The organism is Streptomyces sp. NPDC020489 (genome assembly GCF_044386545.1).
Lineage (GTDB): Bacteria > Actinomycetota > Actinomycetes > Streptomycetales > Streptomycetaceae > Streptomyces.
Map to the genome: position 1 here is coordinate 240,206 of NZ_JBIRUZ010000005.1, position 18,293 is coordinate 258,498.

Sequence of the window (18,293 nt, forward strand, 5' to 3'; positions counted from 1 at the left end):
CCGTGCTCAGCCCGTGCACGCCGTCATCCGGCGGCGTGGGCCTCGGTGATCGCCAGTGCCGCCGCCATGATGCTCACCTGCGGATTGACTTGCGGGCAGCTCGGGAGCACCGAGGCGTCGGCGATGAGGACGCCGTGCACTCCCCGTAGACAGCCTTGCGGGTCGGCCGGGGACTGCTGCGGGTCCGCGCCGGCCGCGATGGTGCCGGTGGGGTGGTAGGCGGTCAGGTGGAGTTGGCGGGCGCTGGTGGAGGCGAGGACGGCTTCCAGGTCCGCGAGTGTCCGCACGCGGGGTGTGGCGGGGATGCCGGTGAGTACCTCCTCGGCGCCGGCGGCGAACAGCAGCCTGCCCATGGCGTGGACGGCGTGCATCAGCCGGCCGGCGTCGCGGGGGTCGAGGTCGTAGCGGAGCAGGGTGTGGTGGCGGCCGAGGACGCGACCGGAGGGACGGTCGGCGATCATCGCGCCGAGGGTGGCGAGCCGGTCGGCGTCCTCGAGTTCGCGGCGTAGTGCGGTGCCGAGGCCGGGGAGGACGAAGGAGCCCATGCCAGGTGGCGTGGCGGTGGCTTCGATGAGGATGCCCTGCGCGTGGTGCTCTTCGACGGCGACGCTCTGCAGGACCCCTTTCCATGCGGTGACCGGCTCGGGGAAGCGTCCGGCGAGGCTGGTCGCCGGGTGGACGCTGAGGTTGCGCCCCAGACGGGGGTGACTGCCCAGTCCGGAGCGGCGCAGGAGTTGGGGAGATTGCAGGGCGCCTGCGGCGACGACGATCAGCGGGGCGAGGATCTCGAAGCCCCCGCCTCCGTCCCCGCGCACCCGTACGCCCGCGGCGCGTGGGCCGCCGGGCCGGTCCCTGTCGACGAGGACGCGTTCGACGCGGGCGCCGGTGACGATGCGTGCTCCCGCCGCGCAGGCGTCGGGCAGGACGGAGAGCTGGACGCTCTGCTTGGCGCCGGTGGGGCAGCCCACCACGCACTGGCAGGAGCCCTGGCAGCCGGGCGCGTTGCGGCGCAGGGGTGCGGCGCGCCAGTTGAGGGCGCGGGCTCCGGCGAGGGCGAGTCGGCCGTTGGCACCGAGGACGTCGAGGGGCTGGGTGGCCACGCCGAGGGTGCGTTCGGCCTCGTCGAGGTGGCGGCCGAAGTCGTCGGCGAGGGTGAAGCCGAAGTCGTTGCTCCAGCGGTCCAGGACATGGTCGGGGGTGCGGTAGCAGGTCCCGGAGTTGACGACGGTGGTGCCTCCGACTGCGCGGCCCACCGGCAGCAGCAGGGGCGGGTTCCCGACGGCGACGGTGGCTCCGCCGTCGCGGTAGAGGTCGGTGAAGCGTTCCAAGGGTGGGCGGCGCCCGAAGGAGGCGGTGGTGTGGTGGTGGCCTTCCTCGACGACGATCACGTCGAGGCCGGCGCGGGCCAGGGTGCGGGCGGCGGTCGCCCCGCCCGCACCCGAGCCGATGACCACCGCGTCGGCGGTGGAGCGGGCGGGCCAGTGGGCCGCGGGAGTCAGGTGCAGGGGCGGATCGTCGCGGATGAGTGCGCGGGAGGCCGGCCGCTCCTGCTGGAGCATGCGCTCGGTGCCGGCCGCCATGAGGACGGGGACCTTCAGCACGTCCAGCAGTGATCCGAGAGTGGGGTGGGCGGCCAGTTGCGCCAGCACCGAGTCCGTCTCCGGTCGGGTCAGTGCGTTCAGGGGGCGGCCGGTGCGTACGAGGGCGTAGGCGTTGACGGCGTGCGCGGCCGTACGGACGCCGGCGCGGGCGGGCAACGGCAGGGCGGCGAGGGTGGCCTCCAGCCGGGCGGGGACCCGGCTGGTCCACACGGTGTCCCGGTCGTGGGCGAGCAGGGCGGTGGCGAGGCTGGTGAGGCTCATCGGGTGCCCACCTCCGCGTGGGCGGTCCCGTCCAGAGCCCACTCGGCGTCACGGACGTCGGCGAGCAAGGCGGTGGCCAGGCTGGAGAGGCTCATCGGGTGCCCACCTCCGCGTGGGCGGTCCCGTCCAGGGTCCACTCGGCTTCGGTGCGCCAACCGCCGAACCACCACCGCTGGAGCACGACGTGCGCGTCCGCGCGTTCGCTGTTGCGGCAGGTGGCGTGCCGCCCGTCGGGGTCGGTGTAGTCGAGGGTGAGGGTGCGGTCGGCGGGCTGGGTGACCTGGACGTGAACGCGTCGCAGGCCACTGCGGCCGACGACGGTCCAGGTGGGCAGGGCGATGTCGGCATGGAAGCGTCCCGGGCCGACGAAGCCGAGCGCACTCCGTTCTGCGCGACGCGGCCAGGTGCGGCCCTTGTGGCGCAGCCGCAGGAACACCAGGGGCGGCAGCCTGCGCAGGCCGGGGCGCGTGGAGACGGCAGCGACGATCTCCAGCACGTCGCCGTGGCCGAGGTCGGCGTGCAGCCACGCCCAGCGACGGGCGTTGCCGTGGCCGTAGATGCGCGCGGACGCACCCGGGGCGCCTCGCAGGATGAGGGTCTCGCCGTCGTGGGTGAAGGTCCCGTCGTAGGTGGCGCGTGCGGCGGGGAGCATATGGGCGGCCGGCAGCACGGGGCGGCGCCAGGCCCAGCGGGGGAAGGTGAACAGCGGGTGGTCGGTGGCGTGTTCGGCGAGGTCCCAGTGCAGAGCGCCGCCGGCCGCCGACCCGACCAGGCGGCCAGGTCGTACGTCGATGCCGTCGGCGCTGAAGCCTGTCGTCCCCGGGTTCCAGCGGCTGGGGCCGAAACGGGCGTGCCGCACCGGACCGTCCGTGGGGAAGACGGCGGCCCAGCCGTGGGCGTAGGGCTCGGATCCGTCGTCGGGGGCGGTCAGTTCGTGGTGCAGCCACAGGCCGGCGCCGGTGGCCGGGTCGGTGAGGGTGGTGTACCAGACCTCGGTGCGTCCCGCCTCACCTCGCCAGCGCGGTCGCAGCAGTGCGGCGGGGTCTTCCCGGACAGGGAAGCGGAAGCCGGCGAGGAAAGGGACGAGCCCGGTGGTGAGGGGGAAGCGCAAGGTGCCGGCGCCGATCCGCGTGCCGTCTTCGAGGAGGGTGAACGGCAGGACGGTCATGGAGGACACCGGGCGGCGGGCGGTGATGGACTTCCAGCCGTCCAGGGTGAGTTGGCGGCCGTCCCCGGTGAAGTGCAGCCGGTAGCGGATGCGGCGGCGGGCGAGCGGTGAGATCTCCAACTCGCCCTGAATGTTGGGGTCGTCGGCCCAGCTTGCGATGCGTATCCGTCCGGTGGCGCGGGCCTCGGTGGTACCGAAAGGCTGGAGGAGGCGGTCGGCTGAGACGGTCAGGTCCAGACGCGTTCGGCGGGTACGGTCGTCGCCGTCGAGGCGCAGGGTGCCGAGCATCGTCTCGCTGAAGCTGGTCCCGCGTGCGGTGGAGCCTTTGGCGGCTGCCGGGTGCGAGGTGTCTGCGAGGCTCATGCGAGGCCCTCCATCATGAGCCGTTCGGTGACGGTCAGGTAGTGTTCGGCGGCCTGCCGGGCGGCGGCCGTGTCACCGGACGACACTGCCTCGATGACGGGTTCCAACCTCTCGCGTGCCGCCTGCGGGTCGGTGAACGGGGCCTTCAGCGCGGCGCGCACCGGGAGGTAGGCGTTGAAGAGGGTGTTGGTCAGCAGGACGTAGACGCGGTTCCCGGTGGCGCGGGCCAGGGCGCGGTGGACCTCGATGTCCGCCAACTGCACCGCGTCCGCGTCCGCCGCCGCGCCCACGACCGCCAACCGCTCCTTGAGCTCCCGGCGTTGGTCGTCCGTCGCCCGCAGGGCCGCGCGTTCCGCGATCAGGGCGCCGATGCTGTGCCGCACCTCGAAGATCTCGCCGATCCAGTCGGGGCTGTGCCGCACCAGCATGGGCAGCAGGTCGGCCCCGCCCAGGCGCAGGTAGTCCCTCACCCTGGTACCCACCCCGTGCCGGGTCTCCAGCAACCCCGCCTGCGTCAGGCGGCCGAAGGCGTGCTTCAGGGTGGTGCGCGTGACCCCGTATCCGTCGGCGAGGGTGCGCTCCGGCGGCAGGTAACTGCCTGCCGGATGTTGCCCGTTGAGGATGTCCTCCCTCAAACGGCTTTCCAGGACGTCCACGATGGTCTCTCGGGGCAGGGCTTCCACGCCGTCCTCCAGTGGCTCAGTGGATGAGCCACTGAACCAGTGCGGGGCGGTGGCGTCAAGGGGGGATGTGAGAGTTCGGGCCTGGGGCGGGCACGGGGTGAGGCCCTGGCAGCCACCGGATCTGGCGTCTCTCGGCGTCAATGCGGCGCGGGCCCGGCACGAGGCTCTGTGGGTGACACCCACCGGGCGGGTGTACGGCGGTGCGCAGGCCGTGGCGAAGATCCTGTTGAGCGGGGTCGGCGTGTGGCCCGTGGTGGGAGCGGTCCTCACGCTTCCGCCGGTTCGATGGGCGGCGCACGGCGTGTACCGGCTCGTGGCGGAGAACCGGGGGCGCCTGCCCGGGGGGACAGCTGTCTGCGAGGTGCCCGAGAAGCGGACGCGCCCCTCTTGAAGGCTGAGTGGTCGGTGGCCGCGAGCCGGCGGGGCGAGGTCCGCTGCACCTCACCCCGCCGACCTGTGCGGCAGGCGCAGCCCTTACTGCGGCTGGTGGGGGTCGGGCGTACGGGCCGGATGGTGGGTGTACCGAGCGATCGCTTGCTGCAGTTCGACGCGTTCGGCATCCGGCAGGTCGCCGCCTTGCACGAACTCCATCACGTGCTCGGCGACAACGCGCAGCTTGGTGTTGGTGCGCTGGGAGACATCGCGCAGGGCCCGCCAGGCCTCTTCCGGCGGCATCTGCCCCAGGACGACCACCGCTCCGATGGCCTGGTCGACGATCGCGTGCGAGGTGACCGCCTGCCCCAGCTGCTCGCACTCGACGCTCAGGCGGTCGTTCTCCACCACCAGATCACTGTGGGAGTACAGGGTCAGCTGATTCATTCGGGAGAGGGCGAAGAAGGCCATGAGGTACCTGTCGTGCGTCGGTGCGGGCGTTCGGTCGTGCTGGTACCCCTGCATCCGCCTCGAATGCGAGGTCGAGCCCACGAACCACCATGAACAACCTCACCGTCAGCACCCGGGGCTCGCCCCTACAGATGCTGCATGTCGTTCGCCCGTGTGAACCTTCCTGCTGTCCGACTCATCAGGCCTCGAACGCCTCCTGCCGGCGGGCCCGGTCTACGCTGGGACCCGTGGCCACCGCGTGATCGTTTGTCTTGGCACACCGATGATCACGGGTCGTCGCGCCCGTCTCCGCAACGCGTCAGGAGGACATGTGCGCCGTGGCGAAGTCTGGTGGGTGGAGTTCGATGAGCGGCGGCCGGTCGTACTGCTGTCGGGAGACGACGCGTCCGGGATCCGGGTCATGCAGGTCGTACCTCCAGCGGGTGTCGACATCACCGGCCTGGGCGTCGAAGTGGCGGTAGGCGCCGAGGAAGGGCTGCCCTTCGAAGGGGTGCTGCGGTTCGCACTCCCGCGTCCGGGCTTCACCCCCTGCACGTGGCTGACCACGGTGTCCCGGGAGGACCTGATCGAGCGAGCGGGCGTTCTGTCCTCCGCGAAGCTCAGCGAGATGGAGAACGCCCTCCGCCTCGGTGAGCAGACGAAGGAGTGGACCCCGGCGACGACCGAGAGGTTCAGCGAGATGAGGAACGCCCTCCGGCTCAGTGGACTCGGGCTGGCGGAGAAGCTGCCGTACCAGGGTCCGCAGGGGTGACGGGGAGCGCTTGCCACGACCAGGTGCTGCCCCTCCCCCACGCACCCCGGCCCGCCCCCTCCGGAGCGGTGCCACACTGGATGGCGTGACACGCAGCGCGAACAAGCTGGACAGACAGTTGGAGCAGGCCATCCGGGGCCTGCTGGAGCGCCGTGCCGCAACCGCCTCGATCTGCCCGTCCGAGGCCGCGCGCGAGGTGTACGAGGGGGACGACGACGGTTGGCGGTCGCTGATGGAACCGGCGCGGCAGGCGGCCTGGCGCCTGGCAGCGGCCGGTGAGGTCGAGGTGACCCAGGGCGGGCGACCCGTCGAGGAGAGCGAGGCACACGGCCCGTTGCGCATTCGCCGCGCCCTCCCTTAACACACGCGTCAATTCTCAGGAAAGCGGAACTCGAATTCAGGGCGGTCCCACGGCACGGCCGGTGGGTTCGCGAACACGGTCCCGGTCCGTACCGCACCGACGCGGTGGTAGAAGCCCTCAGCCGGAACGTGCGACACGACTCTGAGACGGTCGATCCCGGCGGCGCGGGCTTCGGACCGCATGTGCGCGACGAGCAACCGTCCGATACCCCGGCCTTGCGCGTCGTCCGCGACGAACAGCAGGTCAAGCTCCGCAGGAGCGAGGACGAGAGAGTAGAACCCGAGGACCCTGCCTTGGTCCTCCTCGGCACCGACGGCAACGAAGGTGCGATGGGCCTCGATGTAATCAGCGCCGACCCGGTAGCCGGCGACCGCGGGTGCGTACTTGCCCTCGTAGGCGCTTGAACCACGCACGAGCCGTGTGAGCCGTTTGGCATCCCGCGCGACAGCCCTCCGTACCGTGACCGGCTGACTGATCGGGGAGGTGCGTGAACTCATCCGGAGAGTATTTCGCATCGGACAGCACCCTCGCGCGGCGGGCCCGCAGGAATACATCCTGTCCGCCGCCTACGACCGTGCCACCGCCGTGGAAAACGCCTTCCTCGACGCTTTCCGCGCCTCGATGGCCCACAGCCAAGCCGCATTCGCCGACGAGGCCAGCACGGTCGACCGCGGTGCCCAGCAACGCGCCGCGGAACTTCAGGCCCGCCATGAGCTCGACGGCCACACGCCGGGCCGGGGTCACGCCGCATGACCCAGCACGGACCGTCGCACCCGCTCGATGTGGCCTTCCTGCTCCACGCCGCCGAGCTGCTGCCGGGTGATCCGCAGGTCGACGACTACGGCCCGCTGTACGCGGCCGCCGCCCGGGCCAACGCACGCGCCCTGAAGCACGACGTGTACGGCTCCCTCCACCTCAGAGCCGCAGCACTGCTCCAGACCCTGGTACGCCTGCCCTGCCTGGAACACAGCAACGAAGCCTTCGCCTGGCACGCGACCGAGGCCTACCTGGCACTCAACGGGCACCGGCTGGACTACGCACCCAAGGAAGCGGTAGCCCTGGTGCGTGATGCGGCGTCCGGCACGACGGGAGTAGGTCTCGTCGGCCGCCAACTGCGCGCCTGGAACACCATCTGACCCACCGCCCGCAAGGCCTTGCCCTCCACGGTCCCGGCCGCGCTGGGGACCAGCCAGTCGATCTCCGCAGGGCTGTCGGACCCCAGAGCGGGTATGCGGGACTGCATGCTGGCCATGGTGTACCGGTCCTATGACACCGCGACAACCGTATGGGCGTTCACGCTGTCGCTAATGGTGGTGCTGATCGTCGGCTGGTTGCTTCGGCGTCGCAGGTAGGTCGTGGCCGACGGATACGCGGCCCTGATCGCCGCGATGCCGGCTCCGTCGCCGACCAGGAGCGACATGTCATCGAGCGGCGCCTCTGCCATCGGGCAGCACGCGCCGCCAGAAGGTCGGCCTCAGGATGCCTTCTGCTCGGCGGGCTTCTTGGTCTCGGTGGCCACGCGTGCCCCTCGCAAGAGCACCGGGAGCCACAGAAGACATGCCAGCAGGGGAACCGCGGCGTAGGTCGCCATGCCCACGCTGGAGCCCATCCCGTCCATGAGCGCGCCGAGGACGAGATAGCCGATGCCGATGAGCGCCGATTCCACGAATGTGATCATCGACAGCAGGCTCGCCCGGTGACGCGACGGCACGGCCTCGTTGAAGACGTTGTCCACGAGCACGGCGGTGATCTCGGGAATCCCGACCAGGACCAGGAACGCGGCGATGGTGACCCAGACAAGACCGAGGCCGGTCAAGCCGAGGGCCACGGCGAGCGTCAGGAGAGACGCCGGGACGATGACCCGGTAGCCGAGGCGCCGGTCCGCGCGGTCCGACAGCAATGGAGTCAGTCCGCCGACGAAGAATCCCGCCGATATGACCACGCTGACCAACGCGGTGCCGGCTCCCTGATCCGAGAGGGTCTTCTGCGTGAAGATGATGTACGGCGTCAAGGTCGCATGCATCAGCCCGGACACCACGACGAGGGTCATCAGTGTCGGCGTGGCGATCCGCAGCATCGCCCGCCATGCTGTGGCGTCGCCGTGGTCCGTCGCTGCTCCCCCCTGCTCGTCCACCGCGTCCGCACCACGGATCTCGGGCACCCCGGCCATCAGCACCACCACGGCCAGGACGAGGCACGCCGCCGAACCGACGTAGACGACCCCCCAGGAGAACTGCTGCAGTTGGCCGCCGAGGGCGATGGCCACTCCCGAGGTGAGCGTCCCGAGCATGGTGAAGCGGGATCTGACCTTGACGTAGCCGGCCGTGGCGCCACGACGCACGAGCAGGTCGTACAGCAGGGCGGTGTCCGACCCGGACACGCATGCCATGCCCACGCCCTGGCCGATGAACAGGGTCAGGAACACCCAGTAGTGGGAAGAGGTCATCTGGCCGAGCAGGCAGCCGGCTGTCAGCACCTGGCCGATCACGATGCCGGCACGTCTGCCGATGCGGTCGGCGATGACTCCTGTCGGGAACTCCGCAACGCCGCTGACCAGGTAGATCAAGGTTTGCAGGAGGGCCACCTGCCCGGCGGAGAAGCCGCGCTGGTAGAGGAAGAGGACGAATACGCCACGCTGGAACAGCGCATTGGCGAGCACGGCGTATACATAGAACGGGCGCGTGACGCTGCGTGCCGCATCGTCAGCCGCGGCCCCGCCAAGGGCCTCCGTGGTGCCGGGCATGCTGCGGGCTCCCCCTGGTCACTCCGGTGAGGTCTACGTCCTCAGCCACCGACCAGGAACCTACAGGCGTGCCTCACGCAGACATGGGGCCGACCCCCGGGAACGGGAGGGCGTACGCCTCGTCAGCGGGTGGTGGCCGCGGAGACGTCCGGGTGGATGGTGAAGACCTGGTTCAGGCCGACGATGCGCAGGATGCGGGCGGTGTTGGCGGGGACCGCGGCCAGCGCTATGTCGCCGTTCTCTTCGATGGCCTGGTTTCTGGCCATGAGCAGCGTGCTGATCCCGCTGGAGTCGCAGAAGGTCAGGCCCGCCAGATCCATCACCAGCAGCTGCCCGGTGGTCAGGGTGAGGCCTGCCATGACCCGGCGCAGTTCGGGCGCCGTCGCGTGGTCAAGGTCGCCGGCGATCTCCAGGACGGGACCGGTCGCGGCGTCTCGGACGGTGATCGTCAGTGGAGTCATGTCAGGTCTTCGCTCGCGGTGGTGGGAACGGATGCGGGCACGCTGACGGCGAGCAGCGCGGTGTCGTCGTCGAGCCCGTCGTCGAAGGAGGCCACCAGTCCGGCGAGGGCGGTGATCAATGCCTTCGCGCCCGCCGGTGGCTGGGCGGCGGTGAAGGCGCGCAGGGCGTCCTCACCGTAGAGCTCTCGGCCGGGTCCGGTGCGGGCCTCGGTCAGGCCGTCGGTGTACAGCAGGAGGGTGTCGCCGGGCTGCAGGGTGGTGCGGGCCGCGGTGAAGGGGGCTTCGGGCAGGACGCCGATGAGCAGCCCACCGGGGGTGGGGAGGTAGTCGGCGCTGCCGTCGGCGCGCTGGATCAGTGCCGAGGGGTGTCCGCCGGAGGCCAGGCGCACGCTGACATGGCCGTCGTCGGGTTCGAGGACGCCGAATATGGTCGTGCAGTAGCGGGTGTCGCCGCTCGCGTACCGTTCGTGCAGCACGGTGTTCAAAGTGGTGAGCACGGCGACGGGGTCGGCGTCGTGCAGGGCGGCAGCCCGCAGGGTGTAGCGGGTCAGCGAGGTCATTGCCGCGGCCTGGGGGCCTTTTCCGCATACGTCACCGAGGAAGAAGGCCCAGCGACCGGTGTCCAGGGGGAACAGGTCGTAGAAGTCTCCGCCCAGCAGATCGGGAGAGGCCGTGTGGTAGTAGGAGCCCGCCTCCAGGCCCGGAACCGCCGGCAGCTCGGCGGGCAGCAGACTCTGCTGGAGGACGGCGAGAGCTTCCTGGAGCCGCTGACGGTCGGCCTCGGACCGCCGCCGTGCTTCCTCGGCCGCGCGGCGTCCGCGCAGCAGCTCGGCCTCATAAGCGCGGCGGTCGCGGGCGTCGAAGACGGTCGTGCGGATCAGCAGGGGGTCGCCGTCCTCGCTGCTCTTCACCTTCGAGCTGACGAGAACCGGCATCCGGACGCCGGAGGCCTTGATGTCCATGGCGATGCCGCTGATCTCGCCCTTCATCTGCAACAGCGGCGCGAAGTGGGTCTCGTGGTACAGCTTTCCGCCCACGGTGAGCAGGTCGGTGAACCGCATCCGGCCCACCACCTCGGCCCGGTCCAGGCCCAGCCACTCCAGCAACGTGGCGTTGATCTTCGCGATGGTGCCGTCCATCAGCGTCGACAGGTACCCGCAGGGGGCTTGCTCGTACAGTTCTTCGGCGCTGTCCTCCAGCAGCGAGGTGAATGCCGCGTTCGTGGCGTCCACGTCCTGCTCCTCGTCCGGACCGGGCCCTTGGCCGGTGCGGCACATCACCGCACCGCTCCCATGAAGTCGATGATCGACTCCGCGGTGGCCTGCGGAGCGCTCAGCTGCGGGCAGTGCCCCGTCGCCTCCAACGTGACCAGGCGGCTGCCGGGGATCGCGTCGTGGACGTAGGCGCCGACCTCGCGGGGCGCGATCACGTCCTGTCGGCACTCCAGAACCAGCGTCGGCACGGTGACCGTCGTGAGGTCCTTACGGCTGTCGGACAGGAACGTCGTGCGGGCGAAGACGCGGGCCATGTCCGGGTCGGTCGCGCAGAAAGAGGTGGTCAGCTCCTCCCCGAGTTCCGGCCTGTCCGCATTGCCCATGATGACCGGGGCCATCGCCGCCGACCAGCCCAGATAGTTCGACTCCAAGGACTCCAGCAGCTCGTCGATGTCCTCGGCGCTGAACCCGCCCCGGTACTCCTCGTCGTCGATGTAGCAGGGCGAGGGGGCCACCATCACCAGGCGGGAGATGCGCTCCGGCGCCTTCGCCGCCGCGATCACCCCCACCATCGCGCTCACCGAATGCCCCACGAACGTCACGTCCCGCAGGTCCAGCTGCTCGCACACCTCCAGCGCATCGAGGGCGTAGCCCTCCAGGGAGCTGTAGCGCTGCTCGTCCCAGGCCGAGGGGTCCGCCTGGCCCGAGCCGACGTAGTCGAAGGCCACCAGCCGGAAGTCCTTCTCCAGCGCGGGAGCCAGCAGACGCCACATGTTCTGGTCACAGCCGAAGCCGTGGGCCAGCAGCAGCACCGCCCCGTCCGCCCGGCCGCTGACCGTGACGTTGTTCCTGCGCCGGACATCCGTACTCATCAAATTTCTCCCACTCCATCGTCATCACCAGGAGCAGGGGCCCGACACCCGTCGGGCTCGACAGGCACAGTCCGGCGGATCACCAGGGTTGCGCGACGGCGAGTTCTGCACCCGTGAGGGCCAGGGGCCGGGAAAGAACACGACGACCTCCCCAGATCACGTGTCCCTCCCCGGCCAACTCAGCTCGTCTACCCCATCACCCCCAGAGCATGCCGACCTGCCCGATGTCTCTTGATCGCGGCACGGGGACGCGTCTACGCACCGGGCGCGAGGAGCCTCCCGAGGGCCTCCACTGGGGCGAGGAGCCCCCTCAGGGCCTCCACCGCGGCGAGCAGCCTCCGCAGGGCCTCCCCGTCCCGGCCGCCGTGATCATCTCCGCCCCGGTGTGCAGCCCGCCCCGAAGCTCCCGGCCCCGCGCGCACCGGGCCACGACGTGAGCGCCGATGCCGTACCACCGTTTCCCGCTCAGGCTCCCGACTGGATGTCCCCCCGTGTCGAGGACGCGATCGCGTCCCGGTGGGCGAAGTCGCCAGGGGGGATGCCCGGGTGGTGGCCGAGCCGGTCGGAGGGTGCCGTGGCAGTGGGGCCGAGGGTGAGCCGGGAGACGATCCGGTAGCGGTCTCCGCGGTAGATGGAGTGGACGTACTCGACGGGTTGCCCTTTGGCGTCGGAGGTGAGCCGCTCGAAGAGCAGCGCCGGGGACAGCTCGGGCACGTCGAGCAGTGCCGCTTCGGCGCGGGTCACGACGGTCGGCTCGATCGCCTGGACGGCCTCCCGGACGTGCACGCCGTGCTGGCGGCGCAGGTGCTCGTAGAAGTCGCCGGCCTCCAGTTCCTCCGCGGACAAGGTGGGCACCAACTCGGCCTTGAGGTGCAGGTGCTCGATGGCCATCGGGGCGCCGTCGACCAGGCGCAGCCGCGCGACGTACACGATCTCGGCAGAGGGTGAGATACGCAGCTTTCGGCCCACGCGCGCGCCGGCGGAAAGGGTGGTGAACTCCAGCAGGCGGCTCGACCAGGCGCCCGCGGCCTGCGGCACGGTCATGGAATGCTCGGCGGAAACGAGTTCCTGAGTGATCTTCTCGGGTGCCACGAACATGCCCCGACCGTGTTCGCGTACCAGCAGACCCGCGGCGACGAGCTCGTCCACCGCCGCGCGCAAGGTCGGGCGGGACACTCCCAGCTGGGCGCAGAGGACTCGTTCGGAGGGGATGGCGTCTCCGGGCCGGTGGGACTCCACGAGGTCGAGGAGGAAGTCGCGGACCCGCTCGCGTTTGAGCACCGCGCCCGGTGCGTCGGCCTTCATGCGTTCCCCCTCGCCCTGAACCCAGTTGCCCAGCTGACCAGTTGACCAGTGGTGAACCAGTGGCTTCCCCCCTGTCAGCGACCGAAGTTTAGCCGCAGACCATCAGGAAGTCGTCGGCTGTGTCGCAGCCCAGCGCAGCAAAACCCTTGTGTGCAAAGGGGGTTGACGCCTCAATTGGTCTATGCCACCTTCGTCCTCAGCTCAACAGGTGAACTGACCAGTGGCCTCCACTGGCCAGGTGGTCAGTTGATGTCCCCCCGCACACGGCGTTCGCCCGCCTGAGCACCGCTCCAGCACCACCTCCCTCCGGCTCACGGGCAGGCGCAGTCAAGGACTGAACCGCCCGCCCAGCCACCCGCCTTGGAGCGACGCATGCCCGCTCTCGTCCCCCGTCCCCCCGAAGTTGCCTTCCCGCCCGGTCACTTCACGCTCGATCACCACACCTCCGTCCACCTGGGCACAGGCACCGAACCGGCCGCCGACCTGCTGCGCTCCCTCCTCGCCCTTGCCACCGGACTGACGCCGCGCCGCTACGTCGACCTGCTGGAGCCGTGGTGGATCCGCGCGCCGTCCACGCCCACGTCCCCGTCCCGGCGGACGACCTACCCATGCCTGCGCGCCCCCGCCGAACGCCCGCTCGGCACCCCGCACCGTCCCTGACGCACCCCCTGTCCCATTCCGGGAAACACCCCCACCTTTCTGGAGGGAACAACCATGAGATCCACCACGAGCCGACTGCGCGCCACCGCAGCCGTCGCCGTCGCGGTCGGCATGGGCGCCGCCGCACTCACCGCACTCCCGGCCACCGCGAACGCGGCCACCGACGGCCTGAGCGTCCAGTACCGGACCAGCGCCTCCGGGGCCAGCGCCGATCAGGCGGAACCCTGGTTCAAGGTGAAGAACACCGGCACCACCAGCGTCTCCCTGCACAACGTCAAGATCCGCTACTACTTCAAGGCGGACTCCGCGAACGCCACCTACCGCTTCGCCTGTTCCTGGGCCGTCAAGGGCTGTGCCAACATCACCGGCACCTTCGGCACACTCACCAACCCCACTGCCACGGCGGACCGTTACCTGGAGATCGGCTTCACCTCCGGGGCCGGCTCCCTCGCGCCCGGCGCCGACACCGGCGACATGCAACTGCGCTTCTACCAGTCGACGTGGGCGCCGCTGAACCAGAGCGACGACTACTCCTTCGGCGCCTCCCAGACCTCGTACGCCAACTGGTCCAAGGTCACAGCCCAACTCGCCGGCACCACCCTGTGGGGCCAGGCCCCCGCCGGCAACGACCCGACGAACCCGCCCACCGATCCGCCCACCGACCCTCCGACCGGCGGCGCCACCCTGTTCGACGACTTCAACTACGCCGGCCACACCGACCCGAAGATCTCGGCGAACGGCTGGAACGTGCGCTCCAACTCCGGTGGCCCCGGCGTCCCCGGCGCCACCTGGGCCCCCGAGAACGTCACCTTCTCCACCGTCGCCGGCAACTCCATCATGAACCTGGAGACCTCGACCGCCGGCACCGGGGCGAGCACCGAGCAGACCGAGATCCTCACCAAGTCGATGAAGTTCAAGAACGGAACCTACGCGGCCCGCGTCAAGTTCAGCGACGCACCCAGGTCCGGGCCGGACGGCGACCACGTCGTCCAGACCTTCTTCACCATCAACGACCTCAAGGCGCCCCTGGCGGACGACTACGCCGAGTACGACTTCGAGTACCTGCCCAACGGTGGCTGGGGCGAGCCGTCCAACATCCTCTACACCACGTCCTGGGAGACCTACCAGGCCGAGCCCTGGGTGGCGGTCAACCAGCACAGCGAGAGCCGGCAGAGCTACGCCGGCTGGCACGACCTGGTGGTGACCATCGACAACAGCAGCATCAAGTACTACGTCGACGGCCAGCTCTTCGGCACCCATGACGCCGCGTACCTGCCGGAACGGCCCATGTCCATCAACTTCAACCAGTGGCTGATCGACTTCGGCGGGCTGAGCAGCAGCACGCCACGGGCCTACGACCAGCAGGTCGACTACGTACTGCACGTCAAGGACCAGGTCCTCACACCGGCCCAGGTCGCCGCCAAGGTGGCGGCGTACCGCAGCGCGGGCACCACGTTCCAGGACAACGTCCCCGCCACCTGACCTCCCTGTTCCGCGAGCCGGGGCCTGACGGATCGTCGGGCCCCGGTCCCCGCTCACCGGGACCGCGCCACCAGCGTCATCGGCAACGGCAACGGCAACGGCAACGGCAACGGCACACCGTGACACGCCGCCGGATGGTCTATCCGGACCTTTCACCGATCTTCTGGTCATAACGTGCTGAATATGATGAAAACTCATGTAGCCTACCTGGCATGCGCCACAGCCCTCGCCGGGGTGGGGCTCGGCGCCGGCCCGTCGGTCGCCGCGGACCACATGATCCATGTGGTCTTCCCGGGGGATTCGATCCAGAAGGTGGTGGACGCCGCACAGCCGGGCGACACCGTTCTGCTGACCCCTGGCACCTACCGCCAGAGCGTCAAGGTGTCCACACCTGGCCTCACGCTGCGCGGCATGGGCCACGAGACCGTCCTCGAGCCGGCCAGGACGAAGGCCGCCGAGAGCTGTGGCGAGAACGGCAACGGCATCTGCGTGGTCGGCAAGAAGGACAAGAACCTCAAGGACGTCACCATCGCCTCTCTGACCGTGCGCGGCTTCGCGAAGGCCGGGGTGTTCGCGGTGGGGACCGACAAGCTGACCGTGCGGAACGTGACCGCGGTCAAGAACGGGGTGTGGGGGATCGCGCAGGAGCACGCGGTCCGCAGCGTGTTGCGCAAGAACACCGCCCGGGACAACGGCGACGCCGGCCTGTTCCTCGCGAACACGGTCAGATCGGAGGAGGGCGCCGAGGACACCCGAGGGACGGTCGTCGAGGGCAACCTGCTCAAGGGCAACCGGATCGGTCTCACCGTCCGGCGCCTGCGCAACCTGACCGTCGCGCACAACCGCGTCACCGGCAACTGCGCGGGCGTCTTCGTCGTGGGCGACGAGAACAAACCGAGAGCCGGTGCGCTGACCGTGCGCGACAACCGCGTCGAACGGAACAACAAGTCCTGCCCGAAGACCGCGCGGCTCGACGCGCTCCAGGGTTCCGGCATCGTGCTGACCGGCGTCGAGGACTCCCTGGTGACGAAGAACCACGTCACGAACAACGTCGGCCGCTCCTCGATGTCGGGCGGCATCGTCCTGATCAAGAGCTTCGTGGGCACCACCAACCAGCGGAACCGGATCACCGGCAACCAGCTGAAGGACAACGCCCCGGCGGATCTCGTCAACACGGACACCGGCAAGGACAACACCTTCCACGGCAACTCCTGCCGGGCGTCCCAGCCCGCAGGACTGTGCTGACGTCCCCGGGAAGGCTCATGAACTGCGAGAAAGAGGGCGGCCCGTGACCACCACCGCACCGACCACCGAAACGCCACCGGCCGCACCGGGCACCCCGGCGCCGCCCATGCGGCTCAGGGAGCTCGTCTTCGGAGCGGCATGCGCTGCCGCCCTCCGCGCGGCCACGCGCCTGAAGGTCGCCGACGCCCTCGGTGACGTCCCGCAGACCGCGGAGGACCTCGCGGCCGTGGTGAAGACCGAACCGAAGCCGCTACGACGGCTGTTGCGGGCCCTGTCCTGCTACGGCGTCTTCGCCGAGCGGCCGGACGGGACCTTCACCCACACCGACATGTCCCGACTGCTGCGCGCGGACGACCCGCACAGCCTGCGCGACATCACGCTGTGGTGCACCGAGCCGTGGACCTGGGACGCGTGGCCGCTGCTGGACGAAGCGGTCCGCTCCGGCCGCGACGTCGTACAGGACCTGTACGGCAAGGAGTTCTTCCCCTACCTCAACGAAGACGCGCCGGAGTCGGCCGACGTCTTCAACCGTGCCATGACGACGTCCAGCGTGCAGTCCGCGCGGGACGTGGCGGACTTCCTCGACCTGTCGGGGGCCACCTCGGTCGCCGACATCGGGGGCGGCCAGGGGCATGTGGTGGCGAGCCTGCTGGAGAAGTACCCGTCGCTGCACGGCACTCTGCTCGACCTGCCGCGGGTGGTGGCGAACGCCGATCCACGGTTGCGGGAGGGAGGCGCGCTCGCGGACCGGATGAGCCTCGTGCCCGGTGACTGCCGTACGGCCGTCCCGGTCCGGGCCGATGTGTACGTCATCAAGAACATCCTGGAGTGGGACGACGACAGCACGACCCGCACGCTGCGCAACGTCATCCAGGCGGGCGGTCCCGGAGCGCGGGTCGTGGTCATCGAGAACCTCGTCGACGACTCCCCCTCGATGCGCTTCAGCACCGCGATGGATCTGCTGCTGCTCCTGAACGTCGGCGGCGCCAAGCACACGACCGCCAGCATGACCAGCAGACTGACGGAGGCGGGCCTGGTCATCGACGACGTCAGCCCGGTCAACCCCTATCTGCACGCGTTCGACTGCACCATCCCCGGGTGATGCCCTCCGAACCGCCGGTGGCCAGGCACGCGTGACGTGCCTGGCCACCGGCGGTTCACACCAGGGCTTCAGGAGGAGGCGTCCCGCTCCCAGCGGTAGAAGCAGCGCGCCATCGCGTCCTTCGGTGAGCGCCAGGTCGCCGGATCGTACGCGGTGACGTACGCCGACAGCCGTTCGCTGATGTCCCGGAACTCCGGGTGTCCCGCCGCCTTGGCGATGGCGGGCCCGGGATCCTGCTCCGACTCGATGAGGTGCATGTAGACGTCGCCGAACTGGAAGAGGCTGCGGCGGGCGACTCCGACGAGGTGCGGAAGCTCCCCCCGGTCAGACTCCTCGAACAGCTTGGCGATGTCGAGGGCCGACTCCGGCGCCATACGGGCGACGATCAGGGACTGGTGCATGATCCTGTCCTTCCTCGCGCCTCAGTCGGACAGCACCGGCGCGGGCCGGCGTTCCCGGGCGGCCTGCTCGATCCGGTCCCGGATGAGCGCCAACTGCACCTTGGAGTTGCGGTTGATGTTGTCCGTCATCCAGGCGTCGTCGACCGGCGCGTCCGGCCTCATCGCGAAGTCCTGGGTCCATACCATCCGGACGCCCTCGGGCACCTCCTCGTACCGCCACACGATGTTCATGTAGGCGAAGGGTCCGGTCTCGACCCGGCGGGCCCGCACGCTGAGGGAGTCGCGGTCCGGCTCGCGTTCCGACACCCAGCTCCACACCTTGCCGTTGTCGTCGGGGTGCATGGTCAGCCGGAAGGTGGTCCGGTTCCCCTCCTGGGAGAGGATCTCGGCGGAGGCGTACTCGCTGAACAGCTGCGGCCAGTTCGCGACGTCGTTGGTCATGTCCCAGACCAGGTCGAGCGGCGCGGCGATGGTGATCTCGTTCTGCGTGTGCCCGGCCATCTCAGGCTCCCGCCAGCAGCGCGCTGTTGACCAGTTCCAGGAACTGCTGGGGGCTCTTGCTCTTCTCCGCGTCGGGAGGCATGGGCGTGCTGTACCGGTTCTCCAGCTCCCCCACGATGCCGAGCAGCGCGAGCGAGTCGATGCCGAAGGCGTCGAAGCCGGCGTCGTAGCGCTTGCGGAGGTCCTCCGGCGGGACGGTCACTCCGGCGGACTTCTTCATGAGCTCGGCGAGCTCTTCCACGGTGATTCGGTCGCTCATGCGGTGGGTCTCCCTGC

General features: G+C 70.0%; 22 protein-coding genes. 9 read left to right on the forward strand and 13 right to left on the reverse strand.

Annotated features, from left to right (window positions below; genetic code table 11):
• Positions 1 to 23 precede the first annotated feature (23 nt).
• The 3 genes from ACH41F_RS14990 to ACH41F_RS15000 all read right to left on the reverse strand — a co-directional run bounded on the left by ACH41F_RS14990 (position 24) and on the right by ACH41F_RS15000 (position 4,076).
• On the reverse strand, positions 24 to 1,862 hold the full coding sequence (locus ACH41F_RS14990; protein WP_398835698.1) for a GMC family oxidoreductase N-terminal domain-containing protein: 1,839 nt from the start codon (positions 1,860 to 1,862) through the stop codon (positions 24 to 26).
• A 91-nt stretch (positions 1,863 to 1,953) separates the two neighbouring features.
• Positions 1,954 to 3,393 (reverse strand): hypothetical protein, encoded by a 1,440-nt coding sequence (locus ACH41F_RS14995; protein ID WP_398835701.1) that lies wholly within the window; start codon positions 3,391 to 3,393, stop codon positions 1,954 to 1,956.
• Positions 3,390 to 4,076: a FadR/GntR family transcriptional regulator gene (locus ACH41F_RS15000; RefSeq protein ID WP_398835704.1), complete on the reverse strand. Its 687-nt coding sequence runs from the start codon at positions 4,074 to 4,076 to the stop codon at positions 3,390 to 3,392. Before ACH41F_RS15000 ends, ACH41F_RS14995 begins: the two co-directional genes overlap by 4 nt.
• Before the next feature lie 49 nt (positions 4,077 to 4,125).
• On the opposite strand from ACH41F_RS15000, the gene ACH41F_RS15005 reads away from it, so the two are divergent.
• Positions 4,126 to 4,467: a DCC1-like thiol-disulfide oxidoreductase family protein gene (locus ACH41F_RS15005; protein WP_391231538.1), complete on the forward strand. Its 342-nt coding sequence runs from the start codon at positions 4,126 to 4,128 to the stop codon at positions 4,465 to 4,467.
• 83 nt (positions 4,468 to 4,550) lie between these two features.
• On the opposite strand, the gene ACH41F_RS15010 is transcribed toward ACH41F_RS15005, so the two are convergent.
• Positions 4,551 to 4,895 carry an ANTAR domain-containing protein gene (locus tag ACH41F_RS15010; RefSeq protein ID WP_391231100.1) on the reverse strand — a complete coding sequence of 115 codons (345 nt, stop codon included), beginning with the start codon at positions 4,893 to 4,895 and terminating at the stop codon, positions 4,551 to 4,553.
• 334 nt (positions 4,896 to 5,229) lie between these two features.
• Here ACH41F_RS15010 and ACH41F_RS15015 point away from each other — a divergent pair, with 334 nt between their 5' ends.
• Together ACH41F_RS15015 and ACH41F_RS15020 are read left to right on the forward strand one after the other, a co-directional pair.
• Positions 5,230 to 5,670 carry a type II toxin-antitoxin system PemK/MazF family toxin gene (locus tag ACH41F_RS15015; RefSeq protein ID WP_391231099.1) on the forward strand — a complete coding sequence of 147 codons (441 nt, stop codon included), beginning with the start codon at positions 5,230 to 5,232 and terminating at the stop codon, positions 5,668 to 5,670.
• Between the two features lie 85 nt (positions 5,671 to 5,755).
• The gene (locus tag ACH41F_RS15020) at positions 5,756 to 6,031 is read left to right on the forward strand and encodes a DUF3253 domain-containing protein (RefSeq protein ID WP_391231098.1); all 276 of its coding nucleotides are present in this window, start codon (positions 5,756 to 5,758) and stop codon (positions 6,029 to 6,031) included.
• 8 nt (positions 6,032 to 6,039) lie between these two features.
• Here the strand turns inward: ACH41F_RS15020 and ACH41F_RS15025 are convergent, their stop codons facing one another.
• Positions 6,040 to 6,528: a GNAT family N-acetyltransferase gene (locus ACH41F_RS15025; protein WP_391231097.1), complete on the reverse strand. Its 489-nt coding sequence runs from the start codon at positions 6,526 to 6,528 to the stop codon at positions 6,040 to 6,042.
• On the opposite strand from ACH41F_RS15025, the gene ACH41F_RS15030 reads away from it, so the two are divergent.
• Both ACH41F_RS15030 and ACH41F_RS15035 read left to right on the forward strand, forming a co-directional pair.
• Positions 6,515 to 6,784 (forward strand): hypothetical protein, encoded by a 270-nt coding sequence (locus ACH41F_RS15030; protein WP_398835708.1) that lies wholly within the window; start codon positions 6,515 to 6,517, stop codon positions 6,782 to 6,784. The genes ACH41F_RS15025 and ACH41F_RS15030 overlap by 14 nt on opposite strands.
• Positions 6,781 to 7,167, forward strand: a complete 387-nt coding sequence (locus tag ACH41F_RS15035) for a fic family toxin-antitoxin system, toxin component (RefSeq protein WP_398835711.1) — start codon at positions 6,781 to 6,783, stop codon at positions 7,165 to 7,167. The genes ACH41F_RS15030 and ACH41F_RS15035 overlap by 4 nt, the downstream gene beginning before the upstream one ends.
• A 338-nt stretch (positions 7,168 to 7,505) precedes the next feature.
• Here ACH41F_RS15035 and ACH41F_RS15040 read toward each other — a convergent pair whose 3' ends face one another.
• From ACH41F_RS15040 to ACH41F_RS15060, 5 genes are all read right to left on the reverse strand, one after another.
• Entirely contained in the window at positions 7,506 to 8,774 is a 1,269-nt protein-coding gene (locus ACH41F_RS15040) for an MFS transporter (RefSeq protein WP_398835713.1), read from the reverse strand.
• Between the two features lie 122 nt (positions 8,775 to 8,896).
• The gene (locus ACH41F_RS15045) at positions 8,897 to 9,235 is read right to left on the reverse strand and encodes an STAS domain-containing protein (protein WP_398835715.1); all 339 of its coding nucleotides are present in this window, start codon (positions 9,233 to 9,235) and stop codon (positions 8,897 to 8,899) included.
• Complete coding sequence (locus ACH41F_RS15050) at positions 9,232 to 10,512, reverse strand: SpoIIE family protein phosphatase (RefSeq protein WP_398835718.1); 1,281 nt, start codon at positions 10,510 to 10,512, stop codon at positions 9,232 to 9,234. Before ACH41F_RS15050 ends, ACH41F_RS15045 begins: the two co-directional genes overlap by 4 nt.
• A complete protein-coding gene (locus ACH41F_RS15055) occupies positions 10,512 to 11,321 on the reverse strand; it encodes an alpha/beta fold hydrolase (protein ID WP_398835721.1) in 810 nt (269 codons plus the stop codon). The genes ACH41F_RS15050 and ACH41F_RS15055 overlap by 1 nt, the downstream gene beginning before the upstream one ends.
• Before the next feature lie 465 nt (positions 11,322 to 11,786).
• Entirely contained in the window at positions 11,787 to 12,626 is an 840-nt protein-coding gene (locus tag ACH41F_RS15060; RefSeq protein ID WP_391231087.1) for a UTRA domain-containing protein, read from the reverse strand.
• Between the two features lie 372 nt (positions 12,627 to 12,998).
• Between ACH41F_RS15060 and ACH41F_RS15065 the strand changes: the two genes are divergently transcribed.
• The 4 genes from ACH41F_RS15065 (at position 12,999) to ACH41F_RS15080 (ending at position 17,115) form a co-directional block, all read left to right on the forward strand.
• Positions 12,999 to 13,286: a hypothetical protein gene (locus ACH41F_RS15065; protein ID WP_398835724.1), complete on the forward strand. Its 288-nt coding sequence runs from the start codon at positions 12,999 to 13,001 to the stop codon at positions 13,284 to 13,286.
• A gap of 54 nt (positions 13,287 to 13,340) precedes the next feature.
• The gene (locus tag ACH41F_RS15070; protein ID WP_398835727.1) at positions 13,341 to 14,768 is read left to right on the forward strand and encodes a cellulose binding domain-containing protein; all 1,428 of its coding nucleotides are present in this window, start codon (positions 13,341 to 13,343) and stop codon (positions 14,766 to 14,768) included.
• Between the two features lie 183 nt (positions 14,769 to 14,951).
• The gene (locus ACH41F_RS15075) at positions 14,952 to 16,013 is read left to right on the forward strand and encodes a right-handed parallel beta-helix repeat-containing protein (protein ID WP_391231083.1); all 1,062 of its coding nucleotides are present in this window, start codon (positions 14,952 to 14,954) and stop codon (positions 16,011 to 16,013) included.
• Between the two features lie 106 nt (positions 16,014 to 16,119).
• A complete protein-coding gene (locus tag ACH41F_RS15080) occupies positions 16,120 to 17,115 on the forward strand; it encodes a methyltransferase (protein WP_398836383.1) in 996 nt (331 codons plus the stop codon).
• Positions 17,116 to 17,183: 68 nt separating this feature from the next.
• Here ACH41F_RS15080 and ACH41F_RS15085 read toward each other — a convergent pair whose 3' ends face one another.
• From ACH41F_RS15085 to ACH41F_RS15095, 3 genes are read right to left on the reverse strand one after another with little or no spacing between them, the layout of a single operon-like run.
• The gene (locus ACH41F_RS15085) at positions 17,184 to 17,516 is read right to left on the reverse strand and encodes a TcmI family type II polyketide cyclase (RefSeq protein ID WP_391231081.1); all 333 of its coding nucleotides are present in this window, start codon (positions 17,514 to 17,516) and stop codon (positions 17,184 to 17,186) included.
• Positions 17,517 to 17,537: 21 nt separating this feature from the next.
• Positions 17,538 to 18,017: an SRPBCC family protein gene (locus ACH41F_RS15090; RefSeq protein ID WP_391231080.1), complete on the reverse strand. Its 480-nt coding sequence runs from the start codon at positions 18,015 to 18,017 to the stop codon at positions 17,538 to 17,540.
• A gap of 1 nt (position 18,018) precedes the next feature.
• The gene (locus ACH41F_RS15095; protein WP_391231079.1) at positions 18,019 to 18,276 is read right to left on the reverse strand and encodes a phosphopantetheine-binding protein; all 258 of its coding nucleotides are present in this window, start codon (positions 18,274 to 18,276) and stop codon (positions 18,019 to 18,021) included.
• Positions 18,277 to 18,293: the final 17 nt, after the last annotated feature.